General features: G+C 70.7%; 25 protein-coding genes, 1 tRNA gene, 1 pseudogene and 1 riboswitch. Of the genes and pseudogenes, 13 read left to right on the top strand and 14 right to left on the bottom strand.

Annotated features, from left to right (window positions below):
- Positions 1–36: 36 nt before the first annotated feature.
- From J7E93_RS02735 to J7E93_RS02725, 3 genes are all read left to right on the top strand, one after another.
- Positions 37–540: a GNAT family N-acetyltransferase gene (locus tag J7E93_RS02735; protein WP_215065593.1), complete on the top strand. Its 504-nt coding sequence runs from the start codon at positions 37–39 to the stop codon at positions 538–540.
- Positions 541–616: 76 nt separating this feature from the next.
- A riboswitch (cobalamin riboswitch) is annotated at positions 617–705 on the top strand.
- Between the two features lie 147 nt (positions 706–852).
- Entirely contained in the window at positions 853–3,222 is a 2,370-nt protein-coding gene (locus J7E93_RS02730) for a ribonucleoside-diphosphate reductase subunit alpha (RefSeq protein WP_215065592.1), read from the top strand.
- On the top strand, positions 3,222–4,235 hold the full coding sequence (locus tag J7E93_RS02725; protein WP_215065591.1) for a ribonucleotide-diphosphate reductase subunit beta: 1,014 nt from the start codon (positions 3,222–3,224) through the stop codon (positions 4,233–4,235). The genes J7E93_RS02730 and J7E93_RS02725 overlap by 1 nt, the downstream gene beginning before the upstream one ends.
- Positions 4,236–4,320: 85 nt before the next feature.
- On the opposite strand, the gene def is transcribed toward J7E93_RS02725, so the two are convergent.
- The 8 genes and pseudogenes from def to J7E93_RS02685 form a co-directional block, all read right to left on the bottom strand.
- Positions 4,321–4,950, bottom strand: a complete 630-nt coding sequence (gene def, locus J7E93_RS02720; RefSeq protein WP_215065590.1) for a peptide deformylase — start codon at positions 4,948–4,950, stop codon at positions 4,321–4,323.
- A 69-nt stretch (positions 4,951–5,019) separates the two neighbouring features.
- Entirely contained in the window at positions 5,020–6,000 is a 981-nt protein-coding gene (locus J7E93_RS02715) for a hypothetical protein (RefSeq protein ID WP_215065589.1), read from the bottom strand.
- A gap of 79 nt (positions 6,001–6,079) precedes the next feature.
- Entirely contained in the window at positions 6,080–7,339 is a 1,260-nt protein-coding gene (locus tag J7E93_RS02710) for an HD-GYP domain-containing protein (RefSeq protein WP_215065588.1), read from the bottom strand.
- A 317-nt stretch (positions 7,340–7,656) separates the two neighbouring features.
- A pseudogene (locus J7E93_RS02705) lies at positions 7,657–9,045 on the bottom strand (HD-GYP domain-containing protein); the annotation flags it as partial.
- A 143-nt stretch (positions 9,046–9,188) separates the two neighbouring features.
- Positions 9,189–9,488, bottom strand: coding sequence for a mycothiol system anti-sigma-R factor (rsrA, locus tag J7E93_RS02700; RefSeq protein ID WP_215065587.1), 300 nt, complete (start codon positions 9,486–9,488; stop codon positions 9,189–9,191).
- Positions 9,485–10,141: a sigma-70 family RNA polymerase sigma factor gene (locus J7E93_RS02695; RefSeq protein ID WP_189600590.1), complete on the bottom strand. Its 657-nt coding sequence runs from the start codon at positions 10,139–10,141 to the stop codon at positions 9,485–9,487. Before J7E93_RS02695 ends, rsrA begins: the two co-directional genes overlap by 4 nt.
- A gap of 227 nt (positions 10,142–10,368) precedes the next feature.
- A complete protein-coding gene (locus tag J7E93_RS02690) occupies positions 10,369–11,007 on the bottom strand; it encodes an alpha/beta family hydrolase (protein ID WP_215065586.1) in 639 nt (212 codons plus the stop codon).
- A 38-nt stretch (positions 11,008–11,045) separates the two neighbouring features.
- Positions 11,046–11,861, bottom strand: a complete 816-nt coding sequence (locus J7E93_RS02685) for an SOS response-associated peptidase (protein WP_215065585.1) — start codon at positions 11,859–11,861, stop codon at positions 11,046–11,048.
- Between the two features lie 50 nt (positions 11,862–11,911).
- On the opposite strand from J7E93_RS02685, the gene J7E93_RS02680 reads away from it, so the two are divergent.
- From J7E93_RS02680 to J7E93_RS02665, 4 genes are all read left to right on the top strand, one after another.
- Complete coding sequence (locus tag J7E93_RS02680) at positions 11,912–12,598, top strand: M50 family metallopeptidase (RefSeq protein ID WP_215065584.1); 687 nt, start codon at positions 11,912–11,914, stop codon at positions 12,596–12,598.
- 28 nt (positions 12,599–12,626) lie between these two features.
- Positions 12,627–13,964, top strand: coding sequence for a 3-phosphoshikimate 1-carboxyvinyltransferase (aroA, locus tag J7E93_RS02675; RefSeq protein ID WP_215065583.1), 1,338 nt, complete (start codon positions 12,627–12,629; stop codon positions 13,962–13,964).
- Between the two features lie 3 nt (positions 13,965–13,967).
- Positions 13,968–14,981 carry a ribosome small subunit-dependent GTPase A gene (rsgA, locus tag J7E93_RS02670; RefSeq protein ID WP_215065582.1) on the top strand — a complete coding sequence of 338 codons (1,014 nt, stop codon included), beginning with the start codon at positions 13,968–13,970 and terminating at the stop codon, positions 14,979–14,981.
- 92 nt (positions 14,982–15,073) lie between these two features.
- Complete coding sequence (locus J7E93_RS02665) at positions 15,074–15,397, top strand: multidrug efflux SMR transporter (RefSeq protein WP_215065581.1); 324 nt, start codon at positions 15,074–15,076, stop codon at positions 15,395–15,397.
- Here J7E93_RS02665 and J7E93_RS02660 read toward each other — a convergent pair.
- Positions 15,289–15,978, bottom strand: a complete 690-nt coding sequence (locus J7E93_RS02660) for a TetR/AcrR family transcriptional regulator (protein ID WP_215065580.1) — start codon at positions 15,976–15,978, stop codon at positions 15,289–15,291. The two genes, J7E93_RS02665 and J7E93_RS02660, sit on opposite strands and share 109 nt — an antisense overlap.
- 106 nt (positions 15,979–16,084) lie before the next feature.
- On the opposite strand from J7E93_RS02660, the gene hisN reads away from it, so the two are divergent.
- Complete coding sequence (gene hisN / locus J7E93_RS02655) at positions 16,085–16,885, top strand: histidinol-phosphatase (protein WP_215065579.1); 801 nt, start codon at positions 16,085–16,087, stop codon at positions 16,883–16,885.
- A 154-nt stretch (positions 16,886–17,039) separates the two neighbouring features.
- Positions 17,040–17,441 (top strand): cyclic nucleotide-binding/CBS domain-containing protein, encoded by a 402-nt coding sequence (locus J7E93_RS02650; RefSeq protein ID WP_215065578.1) that lies wholly within the window; start codon positions 17,040–17,042, stop codon positions 17,439–17,441.
- A gap of 70 nt (positions 17,442–17,511) precedes the next feature.
- On the opposite strand, the gene J7E93_RS02645 is transcribed toward J7E93_RS02650, so the two are convergent.
- Entirely contained in the window at positions 17,512–18,963 is a 1,452-nt protein-coding gene (locus J7E93_RS02645) for a catalase (protein ID WP_215065577.1), read from the bottom strand.
- Positions 18,964–19,142: 179 nt separating this feature from the next.
- Between J7E93_RS02645 and J7E93_RS02640 the strand changes: the two genes are divergently transcribed.
- Entirely contained in the window at positions 19,143–19,562 is a 420-nt protein-coding gene (locus tag J7E93_RS02640; protein ID WP_215065576.1) for a Fur family transcriptional regulator, read from the top strand.
- A 122-nt stretch (positions 19,563–19,684) separates the two neighbouring features.
- Here the strand turns inward: J7E93_RS02640 and J7E93_RS02635 are convergent.
- Positions 19,685–19,758: transfer RNA gene (locus tag J7E93_RS02635), tRNA-Met, on the bottom strand.
- A gap of 63 nt (positions 19,759–19,821) precedes the next feature.
- Positions 19,822–20,301 carry a rhodanese-like domain-containing protein gene (locus tag J7E93_RS02630; RefSeq protein WP_215065575.1) on the bottom strand — a complete coding sequence of 160 codons (480 nt, stop codon included), beginning with the start codon at positions 20,299–20,301 and terminating at the stop codon, positions 19,822–19,824.
- Positions 20,302–20,536: 235 nt separating this feature from the next.
- Here J7E93_RS02630 and sigJ point away from each other — a divergent pair, with 235 nt between their 5' ends.
- The 3 genes from sigJ (at position 20,537) to J7E93_RS36670 (ending at position 23,296) form a co-directional block, all read left to right on the top strand.
- Positions 20,537–21,427 carry an RNA polymerase sigma factor SigJ gene (gene sigJ / locus J7E93_RS02625; RefSeq protein ID WP_215065574.1) on the top strand — a complete coding sequence of 297 codons (891 nt, stop codon included), beginning with the start codon at positions 20,537–20,539 and terminating at the stop codon, positions 21,425–21,427.
- Positions 21,428–21,759: 332 nt separating this feature from the next.
- Positions 21,760–22,626, top strand: coding sequence for a hypothetical protein (locus tag J7E93_RS02620; RefSeq protein WP_215065573.1), 867 nt, complete (start codon positions 21,760–21,762; stop codon positions 22,624–22,626).
- 172 nt (positions 22,627–22,798) lie between these two features.
- Positions 22,799–23,296: a hypothetical protein gene (locus J7E93_RS36670; protein WP_251065937.1), complete on the top strand. Its 498-nt coding sequence runs from the start codon at positions 22,799–22,801 to the stop codon at positions 23,294–23,296.
- A gap of 616 nt (positions 23,297–23,912) precedes the next feature.
- Here the strand turns inward: J7E93_RS36670 and J7E93_RS02610 are convergent.
- The gene (locus tag J7E93_RS02610) at positions 23,913–24,254 is read right to left on the bottom strand and encodes a hypothetical protein (protein WP_215065572.1); all 342 of its coding nucleotides are present in this window, start codon (positions 24,252–24,254) and stop codon (positions 23,913–23,915) included.
- Between the two features lie 9 nt (positions 24,255–24,263).
- Positions 24,264–24,710, bottom strand: a complete 447-nt coding sequence (locus J7E93_RS02605) for a hypothetical protein (RefSeq protein WP_215065571.1) — start codon at positions 24,708–24,710, stop codon at positions 24,264–24,266.
- Positions 24,711–25,105: the final 395 nt, after the last annotated feature.

Raw genomic sequence — 25,105 nt, 5'->3', positions numbered from 1 at the left:
GGGCCCTTCGCCGTGTGCGCGGGGCAGACTGCGTCCATGGACTTCATCATCAGGGCGATACGGCCCGAGGAGTACGAGGCCCTCGGCGAACTCACCGCTCGCGCCTACCTCGACGACGGGTTCCTCGACTTCGGCGAGGACGACGGCTATCTGCACCTCCTGCGGGACGTGGCCCGGCGGGACGCGGAGGCCGAGGTGCTCGTGGCGGTGGACGGCGCAGGCACGGTCCTCGGCGGGGTGACCCTCGCCGTCACCGGGGGCGAGTGGGCCGACATCGCCCGGGACGGGGAGGCGGAGTTCCGGATGCTCGCCGTGGCGAAGGACGCCCGCGGCCGGGGCGTCGGCGAGGCGCTCGTCCGGGCCTGCGTCGAGCGGGCGCGGGCGACCGAGGGGTGCCGGCGGCTGGTGCTCTCCACCCAGCCCGGCATGGCCTCCGCCCACCGGCTCTACGAGCGGTTCGGCTTCGTCCGCACCCCCGCCCGGGACTGGAAACCGATCCCGGACATGGACCCGCTGATCACCTACGGCCTGGAGCTCTGAGCGCCAAGACACAACATCTGGGGGGTGCTTCGAGGGGCGCCCCCCACATGTATGCTCATGCTCGCTGTCCTCGCAGGGGAATCCGGTGGAAATCCGGAACTGTCCCGCAACGGTGTGTTTTTGGTGTGCTTGCCTCGCTCGCGCACCGAAGCGAGTCCGAAGACCTGTGGACAGCGCGCCCGGTCCGTCCGTTCCGGGTGCCACAGACGTCCGGGCCTCGCGGAGTGGGCCGTGGCGCGGCGCTGCCCTGTGCAGGGGTGCGCCGCCGCCCGCCTCCCGCCGGCCCCGAGCCGAGCGAGGGAGAGCCCCCACGTGACCATCGCGCCCGCCGATCCGGCCACAGCGATCAACAGCGACGGTAACGAGAGCGACGGACCCGGGACCGTACTCCTGCGGACCCTGACCGATCTCACCGCCGATCTCCCCGACACCGACCCCGGCAAGGTCGCCGCCGCCGCGCTGCGCGGCCGCAACGCCGGCTCGGACGAGGCGGAGCTGCGCGAGCTGGCCACCGAGGCGGCCGCCGGTCTGATCGCCGAGGACCCCGCGTACTCCCGGCTCGCCGCCCGGCTCCTGACCATCACCATCGCCGACGAGGCGGCCGGCCAGGGCGCGGTCTCCTTCTCCGCCTCGGTCGCCGTCGGCCACCACGAGGGCCTGATCGCCGACCGCACGGCCGGTTTCGTCGCTCTGCACGCCGAGCGGCTCGACACCCTCCTCGACCCCGCGGCGGACGACCGCTTCGGCTACTTCGGTCTGCGCACCCTCTACTCGCGCTATCTGCTGCGCCACCCGATCACCCGCAAGGTGATCGAGACCCCGCAGCACTTCATGCTGCGGGTGGCCTGCGGTCTCGCCGAGGACGACAGCACCCGCGCCCTGGACGAGGTCGCCGCGCTGTACGGCCTGATGAGCCGGCTCGACTACCTGCCCTCCTCCCCCACGCTCTTCAACTCCGGTACCCGCCACCCGCAGATGTCGTCCTGCTACCTGCTCGACTCGCCGCAGGACGAGCTGGACTCGATCTACGACCGCTACCACCAGGTCGCACGGCTCTCCAAGCACGCGGGCGGCATCGGGCTGTCGTACTCCCGTATCCGTGCGCGCGGTTCGCTGATCCGCGGCACCAACGGCCACTCCAACGGCATCGTCCCCTTCCTGAAGACGCTGGACGCGTCCGTCGCGGCCGTGAACCAGGGCGGGCGGCGCAAGGGCGCGGCCGCGGTGTACCTGGAGACCTGGCACGCGGACATCGAGGAGTTCCTGGAGCTGCGCGACAACACCGGTGAGGACCAGCGGCGTACGCACAACCTCAACCTGGCGCACTGGATCCCGGACGAGTTCATGCGCCGGGTGAACGCCGACGCCGAGTGGTCGCTGTTCTCCCCTGCGGACGTGCCCGAGCTGGTCGACCTGTGGGGGGAGGAGTTCGACGCCGCCTACCGCGCGGCCGAGGCGAAGGGCCTGGCCCGCAAGACGATGCCGGCCCGTGACCTGTACGGCCGGATGATGCGGACCCTGGCCCAGACCGGCAACGGCTGGATGACCTTCAAGGACGCCTCCAACCGCACGGCCAACCAGACGGCGGAGCCCGGCCACACGGTCCACTCCTCCAATCTCTGCACGGAGATCCTGGAGGTCACGGACGACGGCGAGACCGCGGTCTGCAACCTCGGCTCGGTCAACCTCGGCGCGTTCGTGGACGGCTCGGACATCGACTGGGAGCGCCTGGACGCGACCGTCCGTACGGCCGTCACGTTCCTCGACCGGGTCGTGGACATCAACTTCTACCCGACCGAGCAGGCCGGGCGCTCCAACGCCCGCTGGCGGCCGGTGGGTCTGGGCGCGATGGGCCTGCAGGACGTCTTCTTCAAGCTGCGGCTGCCCTTCGACTCCGCCGAGGCGCGCGCGCTGTCCACCCGGATCGCCGAGCGGATCATGCTCGCCGCGTACGAGGCGTCGGCGGACCTCGCCGAGCGCAACGGCCCGCTGCCGGCCTGGGAGAAGACCCGCACGGCCCGCGGTGTCCTGCACCCGGATCACTACAGCGCCACCGTCGAGCTGAACTGGCCGGAGCGCTGGGCGGCGCTGCGCGAGCGGATCGCGGCCGTCGGCATGCGCAACAGCCTCCTCCTCGCCATCGCTCCGACGGCGACGATCGCCTCGATCGCGGGCGTGTACGAGTGCATCGAGCCGCAGGTCTCCAACCTCTTCAAGCGTGAGACGCTGAGCGGCGAATTCCTCCAGGTCAACGCCTACTTGGTCGACGAGCTGAAGAGGCTCGGCGTGTGGGACGCCCAGACCCGTGAGGCGCTGCGCGAGGCGAGCGGCTCGGTCCAGGGTTTCAGCTGGATCCCGGCCGAGGTCCGCGAGCTGTACCGCACGGCGTGGGAGATCCCCCAGCGCGGCCTGATCGACATGGCGGCGGCCAGGACCCCGTTCCTGGACCAGTCGCAGTCCCTGAACCTGTTCCTGGAGACGCCGACGATCGGCAAGCTGTCGTCGATGTACGCGTACGCCTGGAAGCAGGGCCTGAAGACGACGTACTACCTGCGCTCCCGCCCGGCGACCCGGATCGCCCGCGCGGCGTCCGCGACGCCGATCCCCGTCCAGCAGGCCGCCGACCCCGACGCGGTCGCCTGCTCCCTCGAAAACCCCGAGTCCTGCGAGGCCTGCCAGTAATGAGCTCCACCGAAAAGAATCTGCTCGACCCGGGCTTCGAGCTGACCCTGCGCCCGATGCGCTATCCGGACTTCTACGAGCGCTACCGGGACGCGATCAAGAACACCTGGACGGTGGAGGAGGTCGACCTCCACTCGGACGTCGCCGACCTCGCCAAGCTGACGCCGGGTGAGCAGCACATGATCGGCCGGCTGGTCGCGTTCTTCGCGACGGGCGACTCGATCGTGGCGAACAACCTCGTGCTGACGCTCTACAAGCACATCAACTCCCCCGAGGCGCGGCTGTACCTGAGCCGTCAGCTCTTCGAGGAGGCCGTGCACGTCCAGTTCTATCTGACGCTGCTCGACACCTACCTGCCCGACCCGGGCGACCGCGCCGCCGCGTTCGACGCCGTCGAGAACATCCCCTCGATCCGCGAGAAGGCGCAGTTCTGCTTCCGGTGGATGAACTCGGTCGAGAAGATCGACCGTCTGGAGACGCAGGCCGACCGCCGTCGCTTCCTGCTCAACCTGATCTGCTTCGCCGCGTGCATCGAGGGGCTGTTCTTCTACGGCGCCTTCGCCTACGTGTACTGGTTCCGCTCCCGCGGCCTGCTGCACGGCCTGGCCACCGGCACCAACTGGGTGTTCCGCGACGAGACGATGCACATGAACTTCGCCTTCGAGGTCGTGGACACCGTCCGCAAGGAGGAGCCGGAGCTCTTCGACGACGCGCTCCGGCAGCAGGTCACCGACATGCTGAAGGAGGCCGTGGAGGCGGAGCTGCAGTTCGGCCGCGACCTGTGCGGCGAGGGGCTGCCGGGCATGAACACCGAGTCGATGCGCGAGTACCTGCAGTGCGTCGCCGACCAGCGGCTGCAGCGCCTGGGCTTCGCCCCGGTGTACGGCTCCGAGAACCCGTTCGCGTTCATGGAGCTCCAGGGCGTCCAGGAGCTGACGAACTTCTTCGAGCGCCGCCCGTCCGCGTACCAGGTGGCGGTCGAGGGCTCGGTCGACCTCGACGAGGACTTCTGAGCAGGCGCCCGGCGGCCCTCGCGGCCGCCGGGCTCACGGCCCGCCGCGGGCCCGGGTGCCGGGTCCGCGGCGGGCCGGGCCGTACTCAGTCGTTGGGGACGGTCTCGTAGCGCGGGGTGCCCTCCGCCATCTGGCGCAGGGCGTCCTTGCGGTCCCGCTTGGAGAGCCGGTCGATGTACAGGTAGCCGTACAGGTGGTCCGTCTCGTGCTGGAGGCAGCGGGCGAAGTAGCCGGTGCCGCGGACCTTGATCGGGTTGCCCTGGGCGTCCCGGCCGTGGACCTCGGCGTAGTCCGGGCGGGCCAGCGAGGCGTACGCGGTCGGGACGGAGAGGCAGCCCTCGTTGGAGTCGTCGAGGACGCGGCGGTCGGCCGGCAGGTCCTGGAGGACGGGGTTGACGACGACGCCGGTGTGCCGCACGCCGTCGTCGTCCGGGCAGTCGTAGACGAAGACCTTGAGGTCCACACCGATCTGGTTGGCGGCCAGGCCCACGCCCTCGGCCGCCTTCTGGCTGGCGAACATGTCGTCGATCAGCGCCGCGAGCTTGTCGTCGAACTCCGTGACGTCCTTGCACTCCTTGTGGAGCACCGGGTTGCCGACGACCGTGATCGGGCGGGCCGTGCCGCGCTCACGGTGGGCGAGCTCACGCGCCTCGCAGTCCTCCGTGTCCACGACGAAGCCGTCGTTGATCTGCTCGTCCGTCTCCTGCTGCGCCATGTCGCTTCTGCGCCTTCCTCAAAACCCCAGCGATGGTCCCGTACAGCCTACGGGGCCCACGGACCGGGCTCAGCAGACCTCTTCGAGATCCCGCCACTCACGGCTGTCGGGGCTGTCGGCGACCCAGCCGTCGAGGAGCCCGCGGACCAGTCCGACGGGGGCGGCGATGCCGCACTCGCGCTCCGGGACCCAGAGCTCGCCCGGTGAGCGGTGGCCGAGCGGGCCGGGGTGGCCCGGTTCGCTGTGGTCGTGGGGGTCGAGGTGCTCGCCCTCGCCCTCGGCGCTCGGCATGGTCGACTCGGAGCAGGCGCGGCAGAGCAGCCGGACCGACGAGGACCAGTCCTCGGCGGCGAATCCGGCGTCGGCGGCGAGCTGCTCCAAGGCGTCCCGGTCGGCCTCGGTGGCGGCCTCCAGGAGGACCACCCAGGTGGGCACGGGTGACGGGGCCCACAGCTCGATCTCGTCGAAGACTGGGTAGGACGGGCCCGCGGTGGTGGTCCGCTCGCCGTTGGGCACTCCGTCGTGCAGGACGACCTCGCCCCAGCGGCGACCGGAGGACGGCAGCGGGATGGAGAGCACCTCGATACGGGCCGGGTCGAGCCGGCGGCCCCACACGACCTCGGCCTCGCCCTCCGGCGAGAGCCGGACGGCCGCGCTGCCGAGCTCCATCCCGGCGGGCTCGCCCGTGCCTGCGGAGGCCCCGGGCACCTTCAGCCCGTACGCCTGCCAGGCGCGGCGGGCCAGCGGCCAGTCCTGGAGCGCGGTGGCGGCGATGCCGACGTTCCACCAGTCCGGGGCGCCGGTCTCCTTGTCGAGCAACGCGACGGCGCGCAGCCCGGCGGCCCTCGCCTGCTCCCAGTCGTGCCGGAACTTGTGCAGCAGCGCCAGGTTGAACCAGGACTCCGAGAGCCAGGGCTCCAGATCCGCCGCGCGCGTGAGCAGCGCGCCCGCGTCCTCGTACCGGCCGTCGCCGATCAGCGTGAACGCGCGGTCGGTGGCCTGCCGCCACGAGGCGGAGGGCCGATGCCGTACCTTCCCGAAGATCCTCACGATTCCCGCCTGCCGGTCGCTTCACCCTCTTGTTCGCATCCAACCATGCCCGGTTGGACGCGCGCTCATTACCCATGGGTTACCCAGGAGGCAGGGGGGCGATGCTCTCCACTCCCCCACCGCGTGCGAGGACTCTGGCAAGGGATTCGACGACCTCGGGGTGATGGTCGCGGGCGGTGCCCAGGCGGAGCTGTTCGAGGGCGGTGAGCGCCCCGCAGGCGCTGCCGCGGGCGAGGTCGTCGTAGGCGTTGACGGTACGGACGATCCGGGCGGGCAGGGGCTGCTCCCGGTACGGGTCGGCCTGCCGTTCCACGACGAGGGCCACGGCCGCCGGGACGCCGGTCTGGCGGACGACGGCACCCCCGAGGAGCGCGATCCGGCGCTGCTCCTCGGCCGGGAGGAGTGCGGTGGCGCCCTCGGGGACGGGGTCGACGAGGGAGAGCTGCCCGATGTCGTGCATGAGCGCGGCGTACTCCAGGACGGTCAGGTCGGGCCCGGAGAGGCCGAGCTCGCGCCCGACGGCGCCGCTGAGCGCCGCGACGCGGCGGGCGTGCCCGGGAGGGGTGTAGCCGGCGACCTCGGTGGCGCGGGCGAGTGAGGCGATGGTCTGCCGGTTGGTGGTGCGCACCGCCGTGTACCGGCGGAAGGAGAGCTGGGTGAGGAGGAGCGGGACGCAGAAGACGGGCAGGGCCCAGAGCCCGGCGACGGCCACGCCGAGGGCCATGACGGTGCCGGTGGCGCAGACGGCGGAGCCGATGCCGAGCAGGGCACGGAGCTCGTCGCGGAGCAGGGGGCCGTACGGGTAGCCCTTGCGGGCGCGGAGCATCAGGGCGGCCAGCACGGCGTCGCACAGGGCGGTGAGCCCGAGCAGGAGCAGCAGGAAGAGGGCGTAGAAGGGCCCCTGGCCGAGGACGGCGGTGACCTCGCCCGCGTTGTAGAGCGGCTGGAAGCAGAAGGCGGCGAAGCCGACGGTGAGGATGCGCCGGGCCAGATGGTCGAGGTCGGGGCCCTCGCCGCGGGCGACGTGCGGGACGATCCCGGCGAGCCCGCCGGCGACGACGACGGCGATGATCTGGAGGACGCCGTGGGTCGTGGTGCCGTCCGCGCTCTCGCCGAGCAGGGCGTACGCGAGGGCTCCGGCGGCGGCCAGCGGCGCGGGTTCGCGTTCGCCGGGCAGGGCGCCCCAGCGGGCGAGCTCGCCGAGCGCGATGAGGACGCCGAAGGCGAGGGCGTTGCCGGGCTCGTCGACGCCGTACCAGAGCGTGGAGGCGAACCCGGCGAGCGTGAGCAGGAGGGCGCTGCCGTGGACGGCGCCGACGGTCCGGCTGCCGGGCTTCACCCGCGACCCCGTCGGCGGGCGATCGGCTGGCCGAAAGACCGTTCGAGGGGCCGGGCCCAGCGTCGGGCGAGCGGCGGGTCGAGAGGCCGGCCGAGGGGACGGTCGGGAGGTGGGTCGAGGGGCAGGTCGGAGGGCCGGTCGGAGGCCGCGTCGAGGTGTCCGTCGGAGGGCCGCTCGGAAGGTGGGTCGAGGGGCCGGTCCGAAGGTGGGTCGTGGGGCCGGTCGGAGGGTGGGGCGAGGGGTCGGTCGAGGGAGCGGGTCGTACCGGGCTCGGCGCCGTCCGCGGGGGGCTCGGGCTCCGGCGCGGACGTGGCCGTGGCGGCGGGCGGGCGGGCGGTGCCCGGGGCGGTGTCGCGCCCCGCGGGGGTGCGTGGCGGCGGGACACCGGCCCCCAGCGGCCCGGACTCGTCGGCGGTGACCGCCGTCTGCCAGCCGTGCCGGTCGAGCGCCCGCACCAGGGCCCGTACCATCCGCGGGTCGAAGTGCGTGCCCGCGCACCGCTCCAGCTCCGCCACCGCCGTCTTCACCGGGCGTGCCCGGCTGTAGGAGCGGGTCGACGTCATCGCGTCGAAGGCGTCCGCGACCGCCACGACCCTGGCGACCTCGGGGATCTGGGCCCCGCTGAGCCCGTACGGGTATCCGCTGCCGTCCATCCGTTCGTGGTGGTGGAGGATCGCCGACCGCGCCTCGCCGAGGAAGCCGATCCCCCGGACCATCTCGTGTCCGTACTCCGGATGCAGTTCGATGATCCGGCGCTCCTCCGGTGTCAGCGGCCCGTCCTTCGTGAGCACGCGGGTCGGCACGCCCAGCTTCCCCACGTCGTGCAGGATCCCCGCGAAGCGGAGGATCTCCGTGCGCTCCTCCTCCATCCCCAGCTCACGGGCGATCAGCACCGAGGCCGCGCCCACCCGTTCGCTGTGCCCGCGGGTGTACCCGTCCTTGATGTCGACGGCCTGGACCAGGGCGCGGATCGTCGCCTGGTGCGCGGCGCGCTCGCGGTGGTACTGGGCGAAGACCCAGCAGGAGATGTACATGGGCAGCAGGACGAAGAGCGCGGCGACGGGGCCGTACGTACTGCACCAGAGCACCGCCATCATCAACCCGGCGAGGCCGTGCACGGCGTGCGGGGCGAGCGCCCGCCCGAGCAGCCCGCGCCAGGCGGTGCGCGGCGGCACCCTCTCGGCCATGATCCGGACGCCGCCGTCGAGGGCGGTCAGGACCAGGCAGAAGGTGAGCGCGGAGGCCGCGGCGGGGAGCAGGACGTACGGGAAGTCGGGGAGGTGCGGCCCCCGGCCGAGGGCGCTGTGGCCGTGCAGGGCGCCCGCGACCAGCGCGGCGGCCCAGACTGCGAGCACGAGCTGGGCCGACCGCCACACCCGGCGTACGCCGGCCGGCCGCTGCTCGACGCGGGCGAGGAGCGCGCCCGGCAGCGCGGTGAGCGCGGCGGCCGCGGGCGGCAGCAGCAGCGCGGAGGCGAGCAGGACGGGGAAGAAGGAGCCGGCGCCCATGGCCCCCGAGCCGCCGAACGCCCTGCCGAGCAGCCGGCAGCGGGAGGGCAGTTCGCACACCGCGTACAGGACGGTGAGCAGTACGACGGTGGTCCAGGGGACGTGCGCGCCGGGGCGGAGGGCCGGCAGGACGCACCCGGCGGCGCCGAGGAGGACGCAGCCGATGTACCCACGTGCCGCCGGAGGAATCGCCTTCACGCCCATCACGCCTGTCACGCTAGCGAGTTGGGTGGAGCGCGCGGGCCGACGGCCGCTGATTCGCACCATCGGGTGATACAAGCTGATGTATGCGTGAGGGCCGCCGCGATCGGATCGCGGCGGCCCTCACGTACATCCGGGGGTCACTCCTGGGCGGTCGCCGTCACGTCCTGCTCGGGCACCAGCTGGCCCGAGCGGATGAGATCGATCCGGCCCATGACCTTGGCCCGCAGATCGCTGGGCACGTCGTCACTGCCGCAGCAGCGCTTGACGAGCTTCTTCACCGCCTGCTCCAGGCCGTACTTCTCCAGGCACGGGGAGCACTCCTCGAAGTGGACCTCGAACTTGGTGCAGTCACTGTCGGGCATCTCATGGTCGAGGAACTCGTAGAGATGATCCAGAACCTCTGAGCAATCCGTCTCGTGCGGCTCTCCGCAGCTCATGAGCCCGAGCCTTTCAGATCGTTCGACGACTCTCCGGCGCCCGCGGGAACGAGCCCGCGGTCGCGGGCGTAGTCCTCGAGCATGCCGCGCAGCTGGCGGCGGCCCCGGTGCAGTCGGGACATCACCGTACCGATGGGTGTCCCCATGATGTCCGCGATCTCCTTGTACGCAAAGCCCTCTACGTCGGCCAGATAGACGGCGATGCGGAATTCCTCGGGGATCGCCTGAAGCGCTTCCTTCACGTCGGAGTCCGGCAGGTGGTCGAGGGCCTGCGACTCGGCGGACCGCAGTCCGGTCGACATGTGCGACTCGGCGCGGGCGAGCTGCCAGTCCTCGATCTCCTCGGCGGCGCTGCGCTGGGGCTCACGCTGCTTCTTGCGGTACGAGTTGATGAAGGTGTTGGTGAGAATGCGGTACAGCCACGCCTTGAGGTTCGTCCCCTCGCGGAACTGGTGGAAGGAGCCGTACGCCTTGGCATACGTCTCCTGCACGAGGTCCTCGGCGTCCGCGGGATTGCGCGTCATGCGCAGCGCGGCGGAGTACATCTGGTCGAGGTAGCCGAGGGCGTCCCGCTCGAAGCGCGCGTTGCGCTCCGCGGTCGTCTCCTCGGGGCCTTCGTCGGTCCCTGTGTCGGTCCCAGTGACCGGACCCACCTCCTCCAGCGCTGCGGCGAACCCGAATGCGGACCCGCTCGTTTCGGAGGATAGACGAGGAACCGCTCCGCCCGCCGCCCGAATAGGGGCGACCTTGGCCGCGGGCAGCACTGTCCACTCGAGGTCAGCGGCCTGCGGGCGCGCGGGGCAGATGGTCGAACCCATGCGACGGACTCCCTCTTCCTTTGCTCTTCACACCGACATGCGTCACAACCGTGGTCGTGTGCTCAGCATTCCCGGAGCGAGGAAAGCCACCCGGAGACCGCGCGGGTGATCAGTTCGAGGGCTTCGTCCTGGGTGAGCGCCGCCTTCTTGGCGACGGCGAATCCGTGATCGCTGTACGGCACCTCGACGAGTCCGTACTCCCCTTCGGGGAATTCCTCGGGCTTTCCGAAGGGGTCGTTGCCGCCCTGGACGACGAGGGTGGGCAGGCCGGCGCCGAGCAGCTCGTCGGCGCGGGACCGCTCGGGCTTGCCCGGCGGGTGCAGTGGGAAGCTCAGTGCGAGCACGGCGGTGGCGCCGAGCTCCTTGCCGGTGCGGCAGGCGACGCGGGCCCCGGCGCTGCGGCCCCCGGCGATCACCGGGAGGCCTGGCTTCGCGAGGGCGGGCCAGATGCCCCGCCAGCCGGTGTCGAGGGTCTTGGGCGCGGGCGCCAGCTTCTTGCCGGCGACCCGCCACGGCTGCTCCACGAGGGCGACGGTCACTCCCTCGGCCGGCAGCGCGGCGGCCAGTGCCCGGAGGTCCCGCGCCTCGATCCCGCCCCCGGCCCCATGGCTCAGCGCCAGGACCGCCCAGGGCTTCCTGCCGGGATGCCAGGTGAGGCGGGCGTCCCCGGCGTCGGTCGTCACGATCTCGCTCTTCGTCACGCCCCCATCCTGCCGCGCGGGGGAGGGCGGCAGCGGGATCAGAACAGCGTGCCGACCTCCGGGCCCTCCAGCTCCTCAAGGAGCTCCGGGCCGTTGTTGCGGACGTTGCTCACCGCCGTCGCCACCGGATAGGCCCGCATGATGCCTTCCGGGGGCGCCGTGAGGAGGCCTGTGAGGTCGTCGACGTCGGTGCGGCCCGGGTCCAGCCACGCGTCCCACCGGTCCGGCGTCAGCATCAGCGGCATCCGGGGGTGGATCTCCGCGAGCGACCGCGGGCCCTCGGCCGGGGCCACCCCCAGCGGCCCCGTCTCCGCCTCCGTGGTGATGACGGAGCACGTCACCCACCACGCCGCCGGATGGTCGTCCGGCAGGGTCCGGTCCCGCCAGAACTCGTAGAGCCCGGCCATCGCGAAGACCGACCCGTCCGCCGGGGTCACGAAGTACGGCTGCTTCCGCGACCGCTTCTTCTTCCCCTCGACCTCCAGGTCGCGCTCGCCCGCCCCGGTCACCCACTCGTAATAGCCGTCCGCCGGCAGGATGCACCGCCTCGACGAGAACGCCCGGCGGAAGGAGGGCTTCTCATGGACCGTCTCGGCCCGCGCGTTGATCATCCGGGCCGCGCCCTCCGGCGTCCTCGACCAGGACGGCACGAGGCCCCACTTCAACGTCCGCAGCTGGCGAACCGGGCGCGGCGACCCCGCGTCTTTCAGACGACGCTCCAGAACCACGTGGACCTCTTTGGTGGGGGCCACGTTCCAGTCCGGAGCGAGGGTCTCCTCGGGCTCCCACTTCTCGACGCCGAAGAGCCCCACCAGGTCCTCGGGCCGCCGACTCGCCGCATACCGTCCGCACATACGTGCCACACTGCCACGATCCACGACCCTCCCGAGGAGCCAGTCCGGAAATGACCGAAGTCCTCGGTACGCAGCCCGCCCCCGACCTGTGGCTGGTGATCGCGACCGCCCTCGCGGCCCTCGCCGCCACCGCGCCCCGCGCGATATGGCGGCTGTCCCGCAACGCCGTCACGATCGCCCACGAGGGCGGCCACGGTCTGATCGCCCTCGTCACCGGCCGCCGCCTCCAGGGCATCCGGCTGCACTCCGACACCAGCGGGCTCACGGTCAGCCGCGGCCGTCCCACCGGCATCGGCATGATCCTGACCGCCGCCGCCGGCTACACCGCCCCGCCGCTGCTCGGCCTCGGCGGCGCCTGGCTGCTCGCCGACCACCGGATCACGCTTCTGCTGTGGCTGGCCACGGCGCTCCTCCTGGTCATGCTGGTGATGATCCGCAACGCGTACGGAGCGCTCACCGTCGTCCTCACCGGTGGCACGTTCCTCCTGGTCTCCTGGCTGACCGGCCCGGACGTGCAGTCGGCGTTCGCCTACTCCGTCGTCTGGTTCCTGCTGCTCGGCGGGGTCCGCCCGGTCTTCGAGCTCCAGGCCAAGCGGCGCCACGGCGGGGCACCGGACTCCGACGCCGATCAGCTCGCCCGCCTCACCCATGCCCACCCGGCGATGTGGCTCTTCCTCTTCCATGCGGTCTCCATCTGTTCCCTGATCGGCGGAGGCCGCTGGTTGCTGGGGCTGTAGTCGGTGTGGTCCCCACTAAAGTGAGGGCATGACCGAAAGCTCCGCGCACTCCGAGCACGCCGCCCCGATCTCCGACCCCTGGCCCGCCCCGTATGCGAGCGGCGCCGTCGACGCGACCGTCACCGTGCCCGGATCCAAGTCGGTCACCAACCGCGGCCTGGTCCTCGCCGCGCTCGCCGCCGAGCCGGGCTGGCTGCGCCGCCCGCTGCGCTCCCGCGACACGCTGCTGATGGCCGAGGCGCTGCGCACGCTCGGCGTGAAGATCGAGGAGGGCGTGGGCCCGGACGGTACGGGCGAGGCCTGGCGGATCATTCCGGCCGCGCTGCACGGACCGGCGACCGTGGACGTCGGCAACGCCGGCACGGTCATGCGCTTCCTGCCGCCGGTCGCCGCCCTCGCCGACGGCCCGGTGCACTTCGACGGCGACGCCCGTTCGCACGAGCGCCCGCTGCACGGCGTGATCGACGCGCTGCGCGTGCTGGGCGCCAGGATCGACGACGACGGGCGCGGCGCGCTGCCGATGACCGTGCACGGCGGCGGCGCCCTGGACGGCGGCCCGGTGGAGATCGACGCCTCCTCGTCCTCCCAGTTCGTCAGCGCCCTGCTGCTCTCGGCGCCCCGCTTCAACCAGGGGGTGGAGGTGCGCCACGTCGGCGCCAAGCTCCCCTCCCTGCCCCACATCCGGATGACGGTGGACATGCTCCGCGTCGTCGGCGCCCAGGTCGACGAGCCGGAGACGGGCGGCGAGCCGAACGTCTGGCGGGTCTCCCCCTCCGCCCTGCTCGGGCGTGACCTGATCGTCGAGCCCGACCTGTCCAACGCCCAGCCGTTCCTGGCCGCGGCCCTGGTCACCGGCGGCCGGGTCACCGTCCCGGACTGGCCGGCCAGGACCACCCAGCCCGGTGACGCGCTGCGGGAGATCTTCACCGAGATGGGTGGCTCCTGCGAACTCACCGACGCGGGCCTCACCTTCACGGGCACCGGCCGGATCCACGGCATCGACGTCGACCTGGGCGAGGTCGGCGAGCTGACGCCCGGCATCGCGGCGGTCGCCGCGCTGGCCGACTCCCCCTCGACGCTGCGCGGCGTCGCCCATCTGCGGCTCCACGAGACGGACCGCCTGGCGGCCCTGACCAAGGAGATCAACGAACTCGGCGGCGACGTCACGGAGACCGAGGACGGCCTGCACATCCGCCCGCGCCCGCTGCACGGCGGTGTCTTCCACACGTACCACGACCACCGGATGGCCACGGCGGGCGCGATCATCGGCCTCGCGGTCGAGGGCGTGGAGATCGAGAACGTCGCGACGACGGCCAAGACCTTGCCCGACTTCCCCAGGATGTGGACCGAAATGCTCGGGGTCTGAGCCATGCGGCGTTACGGGAAGCACACCGACGAGGACGACATCCGCCAGCGGCCCAACCGCAAGGGCAACCGTCCCCGTACGAACATCCGCCCCAAGCACGAGGACGCGGTCGAGGGCATGGTCCTCACCGTGGACCGCGGCCGGCTCACCTGCCTGGTGGACGACCGGGTCGTCCTGGCGATGAAGGCCCGTGAGCTGGGCCGTAAGGCCGCCGTCGTCGGCGACCGGGTCTCCCTGGTGGGCGACCTGTCCGGCGAGAAGGACAGCCTGGCCCGGATCGTACGGATCGGTGAGCGCAGCTCCGTACTCCGTCGCACGGCGGACGACGACGATCCGTACGAGCGGGTGGTCGTCGCCAACGCCGACCAGCTGGCGATCGTCACCGCGCTCGCCGACCCCGAGCCCCGCCCCCGGCTGATCGACCGCTGCCTGGTCGCCGCGTACGACGGGGGCCTCACCCCGCTCCTCGTGCTGACGAAGTCGGACCTGGCCTCGCCGGACGAGCTCCTGGAGATGTACGGCGCGCTCGGTGTGCCCCATGTGGTCACCACCCGCGACGAGTTCGTCGACGGGGTCGCCGCCGAGCGGGTCCACGAGCACCTCAAGGGACGGACCACGGCCTTCGTCGGTCACTCCGGTGTCGGCAAGACGACCTTGGTCAACGCCCTGGTGCCGGCGGACCGCCGGCGGACCACGGGTGTCGTCAACGCGGTCACGGGCCGCGGCCGGCACACCACCACCTCGGCGCTCGCCCTGCCGCTCGACGACAAGGAGGGCGGCTGGGTGATCGACACTCCGGGCGTCCGTTCCTTCGGCCTGCACCACGTCGATCCGTCCCGGGTCATCCTGGCCTTCCCCGATCTCGTCCCCGGTACGGAGAACTGCCCGCGGGCCTGCAGCCACGACGAGCCGGACTGCGCGCTGGACGCGTGGGTGGCCGAGGGGCACGCCGACCCGGCGCGGCTGAACTCGCTGCGGCGGCTGCTCGCCACCCGGGAACGACGCGAGGGCGACTGAGTCGCGCACGTTTGCGGTCGACCGCTGTTGGTAAGTGCATAATCGCACCAAGTGCGACGAAGCAGTCACCGACGGCGTGGGAGGCACTGACGATGGCGTGGCTGCTGGTGGTGATCGCGGGGGTCCTGGAGACCGGTTTCGCGGTCTGCCTCAAGCTCTCGCACGGTTTCACCCGGCTGTGGCCGACGATCGCCTTCGCCGCCTTCGCCCTCGGCAGCTTCGGTCTGCTGACTCTCGCCCTGCGCAAGCTGGACGTCGGCCCCGCGTACGCGGTGTGGACCGGCATCGGCGCGGCGGGCACGGCGATCTACGGAATGATCTTCCTCGGCGACATCGTGTCCACCTTGAAGATCGTCTCGATCACGTTCGTGATCGTGGGGGTCGTCGGCCTCCAGCTCTCCGGTTCGGCCCACTGACCCCGCGCGGCGTCGTTCGCCGGGACGACGCCGCCCGGGGCGATCACGTACGACAGCGCGAGGCGCAGGGCGACCTCGCAGGACCGCAGCGCCTGCTCCGCGTCCTCGCCCCGCCCGCCCTCGACCAGCGCCGTCGCGGCCCGGTCCCGGGCCTGCCCGAGCAGGTCCACGGGTGAGGGAACGCCCCGGTCGGCCCGCCGCTGGGCGGGGACGGCGGAGGCACGCGCACCGGCCCGCGCCGGGCGGGGCGGGGGGAGCCGCCTGCCCCAGCAGCCGGTGAGCAGGGCTCGCAGCAGGGGACGGGCGACGGCCTCCGTGACGGTCCACTCGGCGACGGCGGCGACGTTCCGCTCCGGCGGGTCCGGCCGGGCCAGGAGCCGTTCCACGCCGTGCAGATAGGCGTCCGCCTCGCGCCGTACCAGAGCGCGGGCGAGCCCCTCCTTGCTGCCGAACTCGTTGTAGAGGGTCTGGCGCGAGACGCCGGCGGCGGAGGCGACGTCGACCATCCGGACCGCGGACCAGGGCAGCCCCGCGAGGGCCGTGAGCGCGGCATCGAGCAGGGCATCACGGGCAGTAGGCATCGTCGCCTCCCGGCCAGAACGGTTCTGCGCACAGAGTTGACGCGTGGCCACGCACTGTCAAGGGCTCCCGTGAGCCCCCGCCCCTTCGAGGGATAGAGTTTCGACCATGGCCGATTACCACGATGATCTGCGTCTCGCCCATGTCCTCGCGGATGCCGCCGACGCGGCCACCATGGACCGCTTCAAGGCGCTCGACCTGAAAGTCGAGACCAAGCCGGACATGACGCCGGTGAGCGAGGCCGACAAGGCCGCCGAGGAACTGATCCGAGGTCAGCTCCAGCGGGCGCGGCCGCGTGACGCGATCCTCGGCGAGGAGTACGGCGTCGAGGGCACGGGCCCGCGGCGCTGGGTGATCGACCCGATCGACGGCACCAAGAACTACGTGCGCGGGGTGCCGGTCTGGGCCACCCTGATCGCACTGATGGAGGCCGGCGAGACCGGTTTCCAGCCGGTCGTGGGCGTGGTCTCGGCGCCGGCCCTCGGCCGGCGCTGGTGGGCGGCGAAGGGCGCGGGCGCGTACACCGGCCGCAGCCTGACGTCCGCGTCCCGGATCCATGTCTCGAAGGTCGGGGAGCTGGCGGACGCCTCCTTCGCCTACTCCTCGCTGAGCGGCTGGGAGGAGCGGGGCCGCCTCGAAGGCTTCCTCGACCTCACGCGCGCGTGCTGGCGGACCCGCGCGTACGGCGACTTCTGGCCGTACATGATGGTCGCCGAGGGCTCGGTGGACATCTGTGCCGAGCCGGAGCTCTCCCTCTGGGACATGGCGGCGACGGCGATCATCGTCCAGGAGGCGGGGGGCACCTTCACCGGCCTGGACGGTCAGCACGGCCCGCACAGCGGCAACGCGGCGGCGTCGAACGGGCTGCTCCACGGTGAGCTGCTGAGCTACCTGAACCAGAAGGGCTGACCCCGGCCGACCGCCGCGGGCGCCCCCACGAGCACCCTGCGCGCCCCCTTGTTGAGCCGGTCACCCGGTGCCACTCTGGGAGCCCCCCACTTGTGAACTTGTGAATCGGTTCTCGTTGAAGCGGGAACCGTTCACCAAGGAGGTGGCTCCATCCATGCTCGTCCGTGACGCCATGAGCACGGTTGTCCTCACCATCGGACCCGCCCACACCCTCCGGCAGGCGGCGCGACTGATGTCGGCCCGCCGGGTCGGCGCGGCCATAGTCCTCGACACCGACACCAGCGGGCTCGGCATCCTCACCGAGCGCGACATCCTCAACTCGATCGGCGCGGACCAGGACCCGGACCACGAGACCGCCGGCGCCCACACCACCAACAACGTCGTCTTCGCCGCGCCGACATGGACCCTGGAGGAGGCCGCGGCGGCCATGACGCACGGCGGGTTCCGTCACCTGGTCGTGCTCGACGGGACGGGGCCGGTCGGCATCGTCTCGGTGCGCGACATCATCCGCTGCTGGACCCCGGCACATCGGCGCACGCCCTCGCTGGCCGGGTAGCGCCCGGACAGCGCGAGAGGGCCGGACTCCCGTACGGAAGTCCGGCCCTCTCTGTCCACGACAAGCGTCGTCAGCCGCGCAGGGCCTGGACCGCGGCCTCCAGCCGCTTGCCGAAGTCGCCGTCCGCCTGGCGGAAGTTGTTGATCGCGCGCTCGGCGATGTCGTCACGCGAGACCTTGGCGATGAAGCCCGCCAGGTTGTCGACGAGACGGCCCTTCTCGTCCTCGGACATCAGGCGGTAGAGGTTGCCCGCCTGGGCGAAGTCGTTGTCCTCGGAGTGGATCGGGGCGGCCTGGTCGCCGGTCACACCGGTCACCGGGACCGGCTGCCACAGCGGGCGGTCGATCTGGTGCGGACCGCCGAAGCTGTTGGGCTCGTAGTTCTTCGCGCCCTTGTGGCGGCCGTCGTAGAGGAAGCCGTCACGGGAGTTGGTGCGCGCCTCGGTGGCGTGCGGGCGGTTCACCGGCAGGTGGTCGGCGTTGATGCCGACGCGGTAGCGGTGGGCGTCGCCGTACGCGAAGAGACGGCCCTGGAGCATCTTGTCCGGGGACGGGCCGATGCCCGGCACGAAGTGCGCGGGGCTGAAGATCGACTGCTCGACCTCGGCGAAGATGTTCTCCGGGTTGCGGTTGAGCTCCAGCTTGCCGATCTCGATCGGCGGGTAGTCCTCGTGCGGCCACACCTTGGTGAGGTCGAACGGGTTGAAGCGGTAGTTCGCCGCCTCGGCCGCCGGCATGATCTGGACCTGCACGGTCCAGGACGGGAAGTCCCCGCGCTCGATGGCCTCGCGCAGGTCGCGCTGGTGGCTGTCCGGGTCCTCACCGGCGAGCTTGTTGGCCTCGTCCTGGGTGAGGTTCTTGATGCCCTGGTCGGTCTTGAAGTGGTACTTGACCCAGAAGACCTCGCCGGCCTCGTTGTTCCACTGGTAGGTGTGCGAGCCGTAGCCGTTCATGTGGCGGTACGAGGCGGGGATGCCGCGGTCGCCGAAGAGCCAGGTCACCTGGTGGGTCGACTCCGGGGACAGACCCCAGAAGTCCCAGACGTTGTCCGCCTCCTGCGAGCCCGTGTAGGGGTCGCGCTTCTGGGTGTGGATGAAGTCCGGGAACTTGATGGCGTCCTTGATGAAGAACACCGGGGTGTTGTTGCCGACGAGGTCGTAGTTGCCCTCTTCGGTGTAGAACTTCAGCGCCCAGCCGCGCGGGTCGCGCACCGCGTCGGCCGCACCGAGGTTGCCCGCGACGGTGGAGAAGCGCAGGAACGTCTCGGTCTGCTTGCCGACCTCGGAGAGGAACGCGGCACGCGTCCACTGCGAGACGTCGCGGGTGAGCGTGAAGGTGCCGTACGCACCGGCGCCGCGCGCGTGGACCACACGCTCCGGGATGCGCTCACGGTTGAAGTGGGCGAGCTTCTCGAGGAGGAGCTGGTCCTGGACGAGGACGGGACCGCCGACGCCCGCCGTCTCGCTGTTCTGGTTGTCGGCGACCGGCGCGCCGGCCTCCGTAGTGAGCGGTCCCTGCGTCACGTGCGCCTCCTGCGTCATTTCCTGCAAGTCCTGTCCCTTGGCCTGCCCCGAACGGATCCAGGGTGTTGCTCTTGGCCAATGCCGGGTTCGATCCTACGATAGACAATGTCTAAGTCAAGTGAACTTCCAAAGTCACACCCGTTCGGGACCGCGGTCCCCTCACTGTTAGGCTGGTCCTCATGAGTGACCTGTTGGAACGACTGCGCGGCCGCGGCTGGCGGATGACCGCGCAGCGGCGTGTGGTGGCCGAGGTCCTCGACGGGGATCACGTACACCTGACCGCCGACGAGGTCCACGCCCGCGCCGTGGAGCGACTGCCCGAGATCTCCCGGGCGACCGTCTACAACACGCTGGGCGAGATGGTCACTCTCGGCGAGGTGATGGAGGTCGCGACGGACGGCCGCGCCAAGCGGTACGACCCGAACGCCCACCGACCGCACCAGCACCTGGTCTGCGGCAGCTGCGGCGCCATCCGCGACGTCCACCCGGACGGCAATCCGCTGGCGGACCTGCCGGACACGGAGCGCTTCGGCTTCACGATCTCGGACGTCGAGGTGACGTACCGCGGGATCTGCCCGAACTGCGCGACGACCGCCTGAGACCACGCGAGCCCCCGGACTTCGGTTCGGGGGCTTCGTCGTTTCCGGGTGGCGCGGGCACGTGTCGCACGCGGACATACGTCGAAGGCCCGGATCCTGAGGATCCGGGCCTTCGACTTCAGTAGCGGGGACAGGATTTGAACCTGCGACCTCTGGGTTATGAGCCCAGCGAGCTACCGAGCTGCTCCACCCCGCGTCGGTGAATATGACCTTACGGCATGGGGAGCCGATCCGGAAATCCGTTTCCCCGGCAGCCCGCTCAGCAGCCGCAGTCCTCGGCGTCGACCGGGGCCGTCAGCGGGTCCGCGTCCTTCTTCGCGGGGCCCTCCCACGTCTCGTACGGGAAGCCCTCACGGACCCAGTACTCGAAGCCGCCCAGCATCTCCTTCACCTGGTAGCCGAGCTCGGCGAGGGCGAGTGCGGCGCGGGTGGCGCCGTTGCAGCCGGGGCCCCAGCAGTACGTGACGACCGGGACGGACCGGTCGAGCAGCTGCTCGGCCTGCTCGGGGATGAGAGCGGTCGGCAGGTGGATCGCGCCGGCGACGTGGCCCTGGTCCCAGGACGCGGTGGAGCGGGTGTCGATGACCACGAAGCCGGGGTCGCCTTCGGCGGCGAGGGCGGTGGCGACATCGGAGACGTCGGCGTGGAAGGCGAGGCTGGCGGAGAAGTAGGCGGCCGCTGCGGCGGGGGAGGCCGGCGGAGTGCGGAGTACGGCGTTGACCTGCGAGGTTGTCGTCATGCAGGAAAATCTACGGCCGAAGATCACGACGCTGAAGGGGCAAATCCCGGCACTGGAGCGGATCGGCCGGGGAAATCCGCGCGTTCGGCGGGGGTGGGCGAGGATCTCACGCAGCGGACGGTACGGGGGCCGGGAAAGGCCCGGGGGTTCGGACCTCAGCGGCCGTGGACCTGTCACGTTTCGCCGGCGCCTTCCGTCATACCGGATGACGGGACACGACGAGGGAGAGACACCGATGGACGAGAAGGACCTCCTGGCCGAGCGCTTCCAGGCCGACCGCACCCACCTGAAGGCGGTCGCCTACCGGATGCTCGGCTCGCTGAGCGAGGCCGAGGACGCCGTCCAGGAAGCGTGGCTCAAGCTCAACCGCTCCGACATCGGCGAGGTGCGGAACCTCAGCGGCTGGCTGACGACGGTCGTCGGCCGGGTGTGCCTGGACATGCTGCGCTCGCGCTCCTCGCGCCGCGAGGACCCGCTGGAGTACTACGTCCCCGATCCGGTGGTCCGGGGCGCGGACACCGTCCGTGACCCCGAGGAGGAGGCGCTGCTCGCCGACTCGGTGGGCCTGGCGCTGCTCGTCGTCCTGGAGACGCTGGGTCCGGCGGAGCGGCTGGCGTTCGTCCTGCACGACATGTTCGCGGTTTCCTTCGAGGAGATCGCCCCGATCGTGGACCGCACCCCGGCCGCGACCCGTCAGCTCGCCAGCCGTGCCCGCCGCCGCGTCCAGGGCGCGGCCCCGGCGCCCGCTCCCGACGTCACCCGCCAGCGCCAGGTGGTCGACGCCTTCCTGGCGGCCTCCCAGGGCGGCGACTTCGAGGGCCTGCTCGCGGTCCTCGACCCGGACGTGGTCCTGCGGGCGGACGGCGGCAAGCTCCTCGCGGCGGCCTCGAAGCTCGTCCGCGGCGCCGAGGCGGTCGTGAACCAGGCCCTCACCTTCGCCCGCTTCCGCCGCGCCTACCGCACGGTCCTGGTCAACGGCGCCCCCGGCCTCGTCTCCCTGGTGGACGGCCGCCCGGCGGGGCTGATGGCCTTCACGGTCGTGGACGACCGCATCGTGCAGATCCAGATCCTGGTCGACCCGGAGCGACTTGCGGCGCTGCTGCCGGCGGGCTGGTCGACCGACTGACGCGAACAGCGGGGCGCGGAACCGCCCCTGAAACGACTCCGGCCCCAGGTCAGAACGTCTCTGCCTGGGGCCGTTCGGTAGGCAGCAAATCCGGCGAGACACCCCATCGGATGAATCCAGCGTGTGGAACACAGCTGATCCATCGATCACGCCGGTACTGTCGCCTGCAACCGGTCCGCGGAGGCCCGGAGGACGTAGCGGGTCGCCCGGGTTTCCTGGCTCGTCCAGGGTGCGGCGCGCCCACTCCGCGACTCCTCTCATGTTGTGCCTCCCGATGTGCGAACACGGACGCGAACCCCTGCTGACCCGGCAGCGCCAAAGGACATCGCGCCATGCCACACACCACAGCCAAAGCTGCCTCACTCATCCGCGCCGGCTTCACGGGAGAGATCCCTGCCACCGCCCTGCCAGGAATCGATAGGTCCGGCGGGCTGGGACTAGACCACTGCACTCCGGAGCAGACCGAACTGCGCGCTCTGTTGGCCCTTGCCTGCTTCAACCACGGAACGCTGGCCGCGCCTCGGCTGCGCTGGCGGGTCGGGCAGATCGGCGCCTACGGCCCGGTCGTCTCCCCTCGATTTGATCACCTCGTGCTGATCGTCAGTGCCTGCGACAACGTCGCCCTCCGCCTTGTCGGCAGTCCGACCGACCCGCACATCCCTGGGATGCGGGTCGAGGAACGCTTGGGCTACCACCTGTGGCGCCTACGGCACCTGCCAAGTGGCGCTCAGCTGTACGTTTCCCAGCGAGAACTCCTTCCAGCGAACCGAAGCCAGGCTCAGCGCCTGCCGAATCTGCGACGGCGCTTGGGCATGGAGCAGCCACTCACGGCTGGCGAATGCGACAAGATCGCTGCCGTCCCCGAGATCAGCCTTTCCATGAAGCGACTCCTGGCCGGCATCTGCGTGCGCATGTCCCTGCGAGATCCAGACGGATCCTTCGACCTGGGGGGTTGGTTCACCGATCCGCTCGATCGCACAGCCGAGCGAGCCCGCTGGGCGCCCGCGAGCCGTCTGTGGGGGCACGAGGGACGATGGGACCTCGAATGGCGGGGCTACCCCTTCCCTGGGGACCTCACCGCATCTCTCACTCATCCCAAAGCCGGCCTCGAAGGAGTCACGGTGAACCGCACGTCGACGCGTACTTGGCTGATCCGACTCGACGATGCCGAGCTGCATCTGCACGACGAAGAGGTATGAGCTTGGGAATCACCCGGCGCTTGGGCTCCGCTCATTCCTCGTCGGCGCGAAGACCGGCGCACTGCAGGCTCAGGCCGGATGCCTGCAAGGCGACGCAACCGCATCGCCAATGAACCGGGCATTGTTGGCTGTTTTCCCTCCCCGAGGTGGACCCGAGCGTCATGCTCGGTCCATGGGACGAAACAGCCAGCGCCGCCGGAGCGCACGCGCCGCTCGGGCGGCACACGACGTCAGGCCCGATCTCTCGGAGATCTCCCGCGTCCGGACCCAAAAGCGCCTGCGCGCGGACATCGCCTCGTGGATGCAGAACCCCTCCAAGGGGCCCGGAGGATCCTTCATCGAGGGTGAGCACCTTTCGGACCCCACCATGGTCTGGGCAATCCTGATGGCCTGGCTCGTAGGGGCTCGGGAGCAGATCACCGAGGATCAGGCTCGGGACACTGTCCACTGGGTGTCCGACACCCTGGGGATCCAGCACGACGACCTTCTCCAGGCGGCAGGGTTCATCGGCCATCCGGACGCGCCCAACCTGACCCTCAATGAAGCAGTGAAGCGCTACGGAGACCCGATCGCTTTCACCCTGTACATGGTGTTGCTCTGCGGCGGCCTGGTAGCCACGATCGGCGACGCCGACCCGAATTGGCTCAAGCAGTTCGACCTGGCGTCCTGAACTGAGTCGGCCTCACCGAGAAGACCGGGCCCGCCCGCTCACGCAAGCGCCCTCGAACGAGGAAGCGCCCCGCCCGGTCGAAACCGGTCGGGGCGCTCCGCAGCAGGTCAGAGGGGTCACCCCTCCCCCACCTTCGGTAGGCCGTGTGGGACTCGAACCCACAACCAAGGGATTAAAAGTCCTGGCCGGGTCCGACCGGCTCATGCCGGACGGTGTCGCTCCGTCCGGGACTGCCTGGTCGGACGCGGTGAACGGTGCCGCGCGATCCTGCCGGACCGGGTTGTGCCGGAACATCCGCTCACGCATCGCTCACGCACAGACGGTGCCGCAGCCTGCAAGGGCGGAACGCCCACTCGGCGTCCCTTCATGAGGGCCTGACCTGGCCTTACCGGATGTCGGGGGGCGGGATTTGAACCCACGACCTCTTCGTCCCGAATGAGGTTCGGTCCGATTCCTCACCGGCCGTTTCGCTGTTTCTCCTGGTTACAGCGTTGGTGCGCCGTGGGCTTGGGCGGTGTCGCGAAGGCTTGGGGAGCAGGTCGGCTCCCAGATGGCTCCCAGTGCGGGCCGGCGCCTGCCCGGCGGGCGATGTGTCACTCACCGAAAGATCGGGGACCTACCCGATGCGGCGGGGTGGCAGGGGCATGTTGGGCTCGGTTTTCCGTGTGTGCCACCATTCGATGATGTTTGTCTTCGCCATCAAAGCGAACCAGGAGTGCGCTTCTGCTGTTTCGTCCTGATGCGCAGCGGCGGCGTCAAATTCGGAGAACTCCAGACTGAGGAGCCACCGCTCGCTGTGCTCGCGGTCCGGGGTGATGTCCACGGTCGCAGACAGGGTGAGTTCTCCGCCTTCACGCGAGAACGCGATGTTTGACAGCTTGAAAGCAGGATCCCCTCGACCTCCGAACGGCTTTTCCAATTCCATTTGAAGTCCGGGAGGAATGCTCACTTGCTCCATGCGTTGATTTTAGCAGGCTGCTTCGGTCGACTGAGGGGCGATGGATGAAATGTGGCCGGCCTGGTAGTAGGCGGTAATGATGCCCTGCGGCCTGACTCCGGTACCGCCAAGGGCCCCGTCGTTATAGACGACCTTGAACGTCATGGGCGGACACTGGGCCAGGTTCGTGTAGTAGAACCCAAAGCTCTGCTTGCCTCGTGCCACCGTGTTGGCGATCTGGCTGTCATTGAATCCGTGCTTGGGGACCAGGTGTCGGTATCCCCAGGTCGACGTTCCGCAACGCAGGGGGAGGTTGACGAATCCCCTGGTGTAGTTCTTGACGATGTAGTTTTCGGACTTCCCTGCGCACGGGTCCGCTGTGACGGTGGCGCTTGCAGGGGTCGATGTCATCGCGAGCGCCGAGGCTGCGATTGCGAGTGTGCTTCCGAACGTTGAAATTCGCTCCGTGAGCTTCACGGTTCCCCCTCTGTTCCAGACTTGCGGTCGTCATAGAGGCTATGGAGAAACGAAGGGGATATGCCAGGAGAGTCGGATGGTCTGGCCAATAATCCACGCACTTGTCCAAAAGGCGATTATCGAAATTCGGCCACGCCGCGCTCTGGTGCCCGCGCCAAGGTCCTGAGCGATCCGTCGGGGGCGGGGCGGTGGAATCCTCCCCGGACCCGAAGCGGGTCATCCACGCCCCGTCTGCAGGACCACCTCTGCCGCGAAGCGGCTCGCAGACGGCTCCAGGGGCGCTCCGTCTGCCGCGCTGCCGATGCGCTCCCGTACGGGGTCGCTTCCCGGGCGCGATGGAGCGCACTACGCGGAGGGATCACGCTGGATCAGTGGGACCCGCGGCTGGTTGGTTC

This window comes from Streptomyces sp. ISL-36, from assembly GCF_018614205.1.
Lineage (GTDB): Bacteria > Actinomycetota > Actinomycetes > Streptomycetales > Streptomycetaceae > Streptomyces.
This window is presented reverse-complemented; position numbering and strand designations above follow the sequence as displayed.

Coding starts and splice junctions, on each gene's coding strand:
- J7E93_RS02735 (WP_215065593.1), top strand. CDS start 37: ATGGACTTCATCATCAGGGCGATACGGCCCGAGGAGTACGAGGCCCTC.
- J7E93_RS02725 (WP_215065591.1), top strand. CDS start 3,222: ATGAGCTCCACCGAAAAGAATCTGCTCGACCCGGGCTTCGAGCTGACC.
- def (WP_215065590.1), bottom strand. CDS start 4,950: ATGGCGCAGCAGGAGACGGACGAGCAGATCAACGACGGCTTCGTCGTG.
- rsrA (WP_215065587.1), bottom strand. CDS start 9,488: ATGAGCTGCGGAGAGCCGCACGAGACGGATTGCTCAGAGGTTCTGGAT.
- J7E93_RS02685 (WP_215065585.1), bottom strand. CDS start 11,861: ATGTGCGGACGGTATGCGGCGAGTCGGCGGCCCGAGGACCTGGTGGGG.
- J7E93_RS02680 (WP_215065584.1), top strand. CDS start 11,912: ATGACCGAAGTCCTCGGTACGCAGCCCGCCCCCGACCTGTGGCTGGTG.
- aroA (WP_215065583.1), top strand. CDS start 12,627: ATGACCGAAAGCTCCGCGCACTCCGAGCACGCCGCCCCGATCTCCGAC.
- rsgA (WP_215065582.1), top strand. CDS start 13,968: ATGCGGCGTTACGGGAAGCACACCGACGAGGACGACATCCGCCAGCGG.
- J7E93_RS02665 (WP_215065581.1), top strand. CDS start 15,074: ATGGCGTGGCTGCTGGTGGTGATCGCGGGGGTCCTGGAGACCGGTTTC.
- J7E93_RS02660 (WP_215065580.1), bottom strand. CDS start 15,978: ATGCCTACTGCCCGTGATGCCCTGCTCGATGCCGCGCTCACGGCCCTC.
- hisN (WP_215065579.1), top strand. CDS start 16,085: ATGGCCGATTACCACGATGATCTGCGTCTCGCCCATGTCCTCGCGGAT.
- J7E93_RS02650 (WP_215065578.1), top strand. CDS start 17,040: ATGCTCGTCCGTGACGCCATGAGCACGGTTGTCCTCACCATCGGACCC.
- J7E93_RS02640 (WP_215065576.1), top strand. CDS start 19,143: ATGAGTGACCTGTTGGAACGACTGCGCGGCCGCGGCTGGCGGATGACC.
- J7E93_RS02630 (WP_215065575.1), bottom strand. CDS start 20,301: ATGACGACAACCTCGCAGGTCAACGCCGTACTCCGCACTCCGCCGGCC.
- sigJ (WP_215065574.1), top strand. CDS start 20,537: ATGGACGAGAAGGACCTCCTGGCCGAGCGCTTCCAGGCCGACCGCACC.
- J7E93_RS02620 (WP_215065573.1), top strand. CDS start 21,760: ATGCCACACACCACAGCCAAAGCTGCCTCACTCATCCGCGCCGGCTTC.
- J7E93_RS36670 (WP_251065937.1), top strand. CDS start 22,799: ATGGGACGAAACAGCCAGCGCCGCCGGAGCGCACGCGCCGCTCGGGCG.
- J7E93_RS02610 (WP_215065572.1), bottom strand. CDS start 24,254: ATGGAGCAAGTGAGCATTCCTCCCGGACTTCAAATGGAATTGGAAAAG.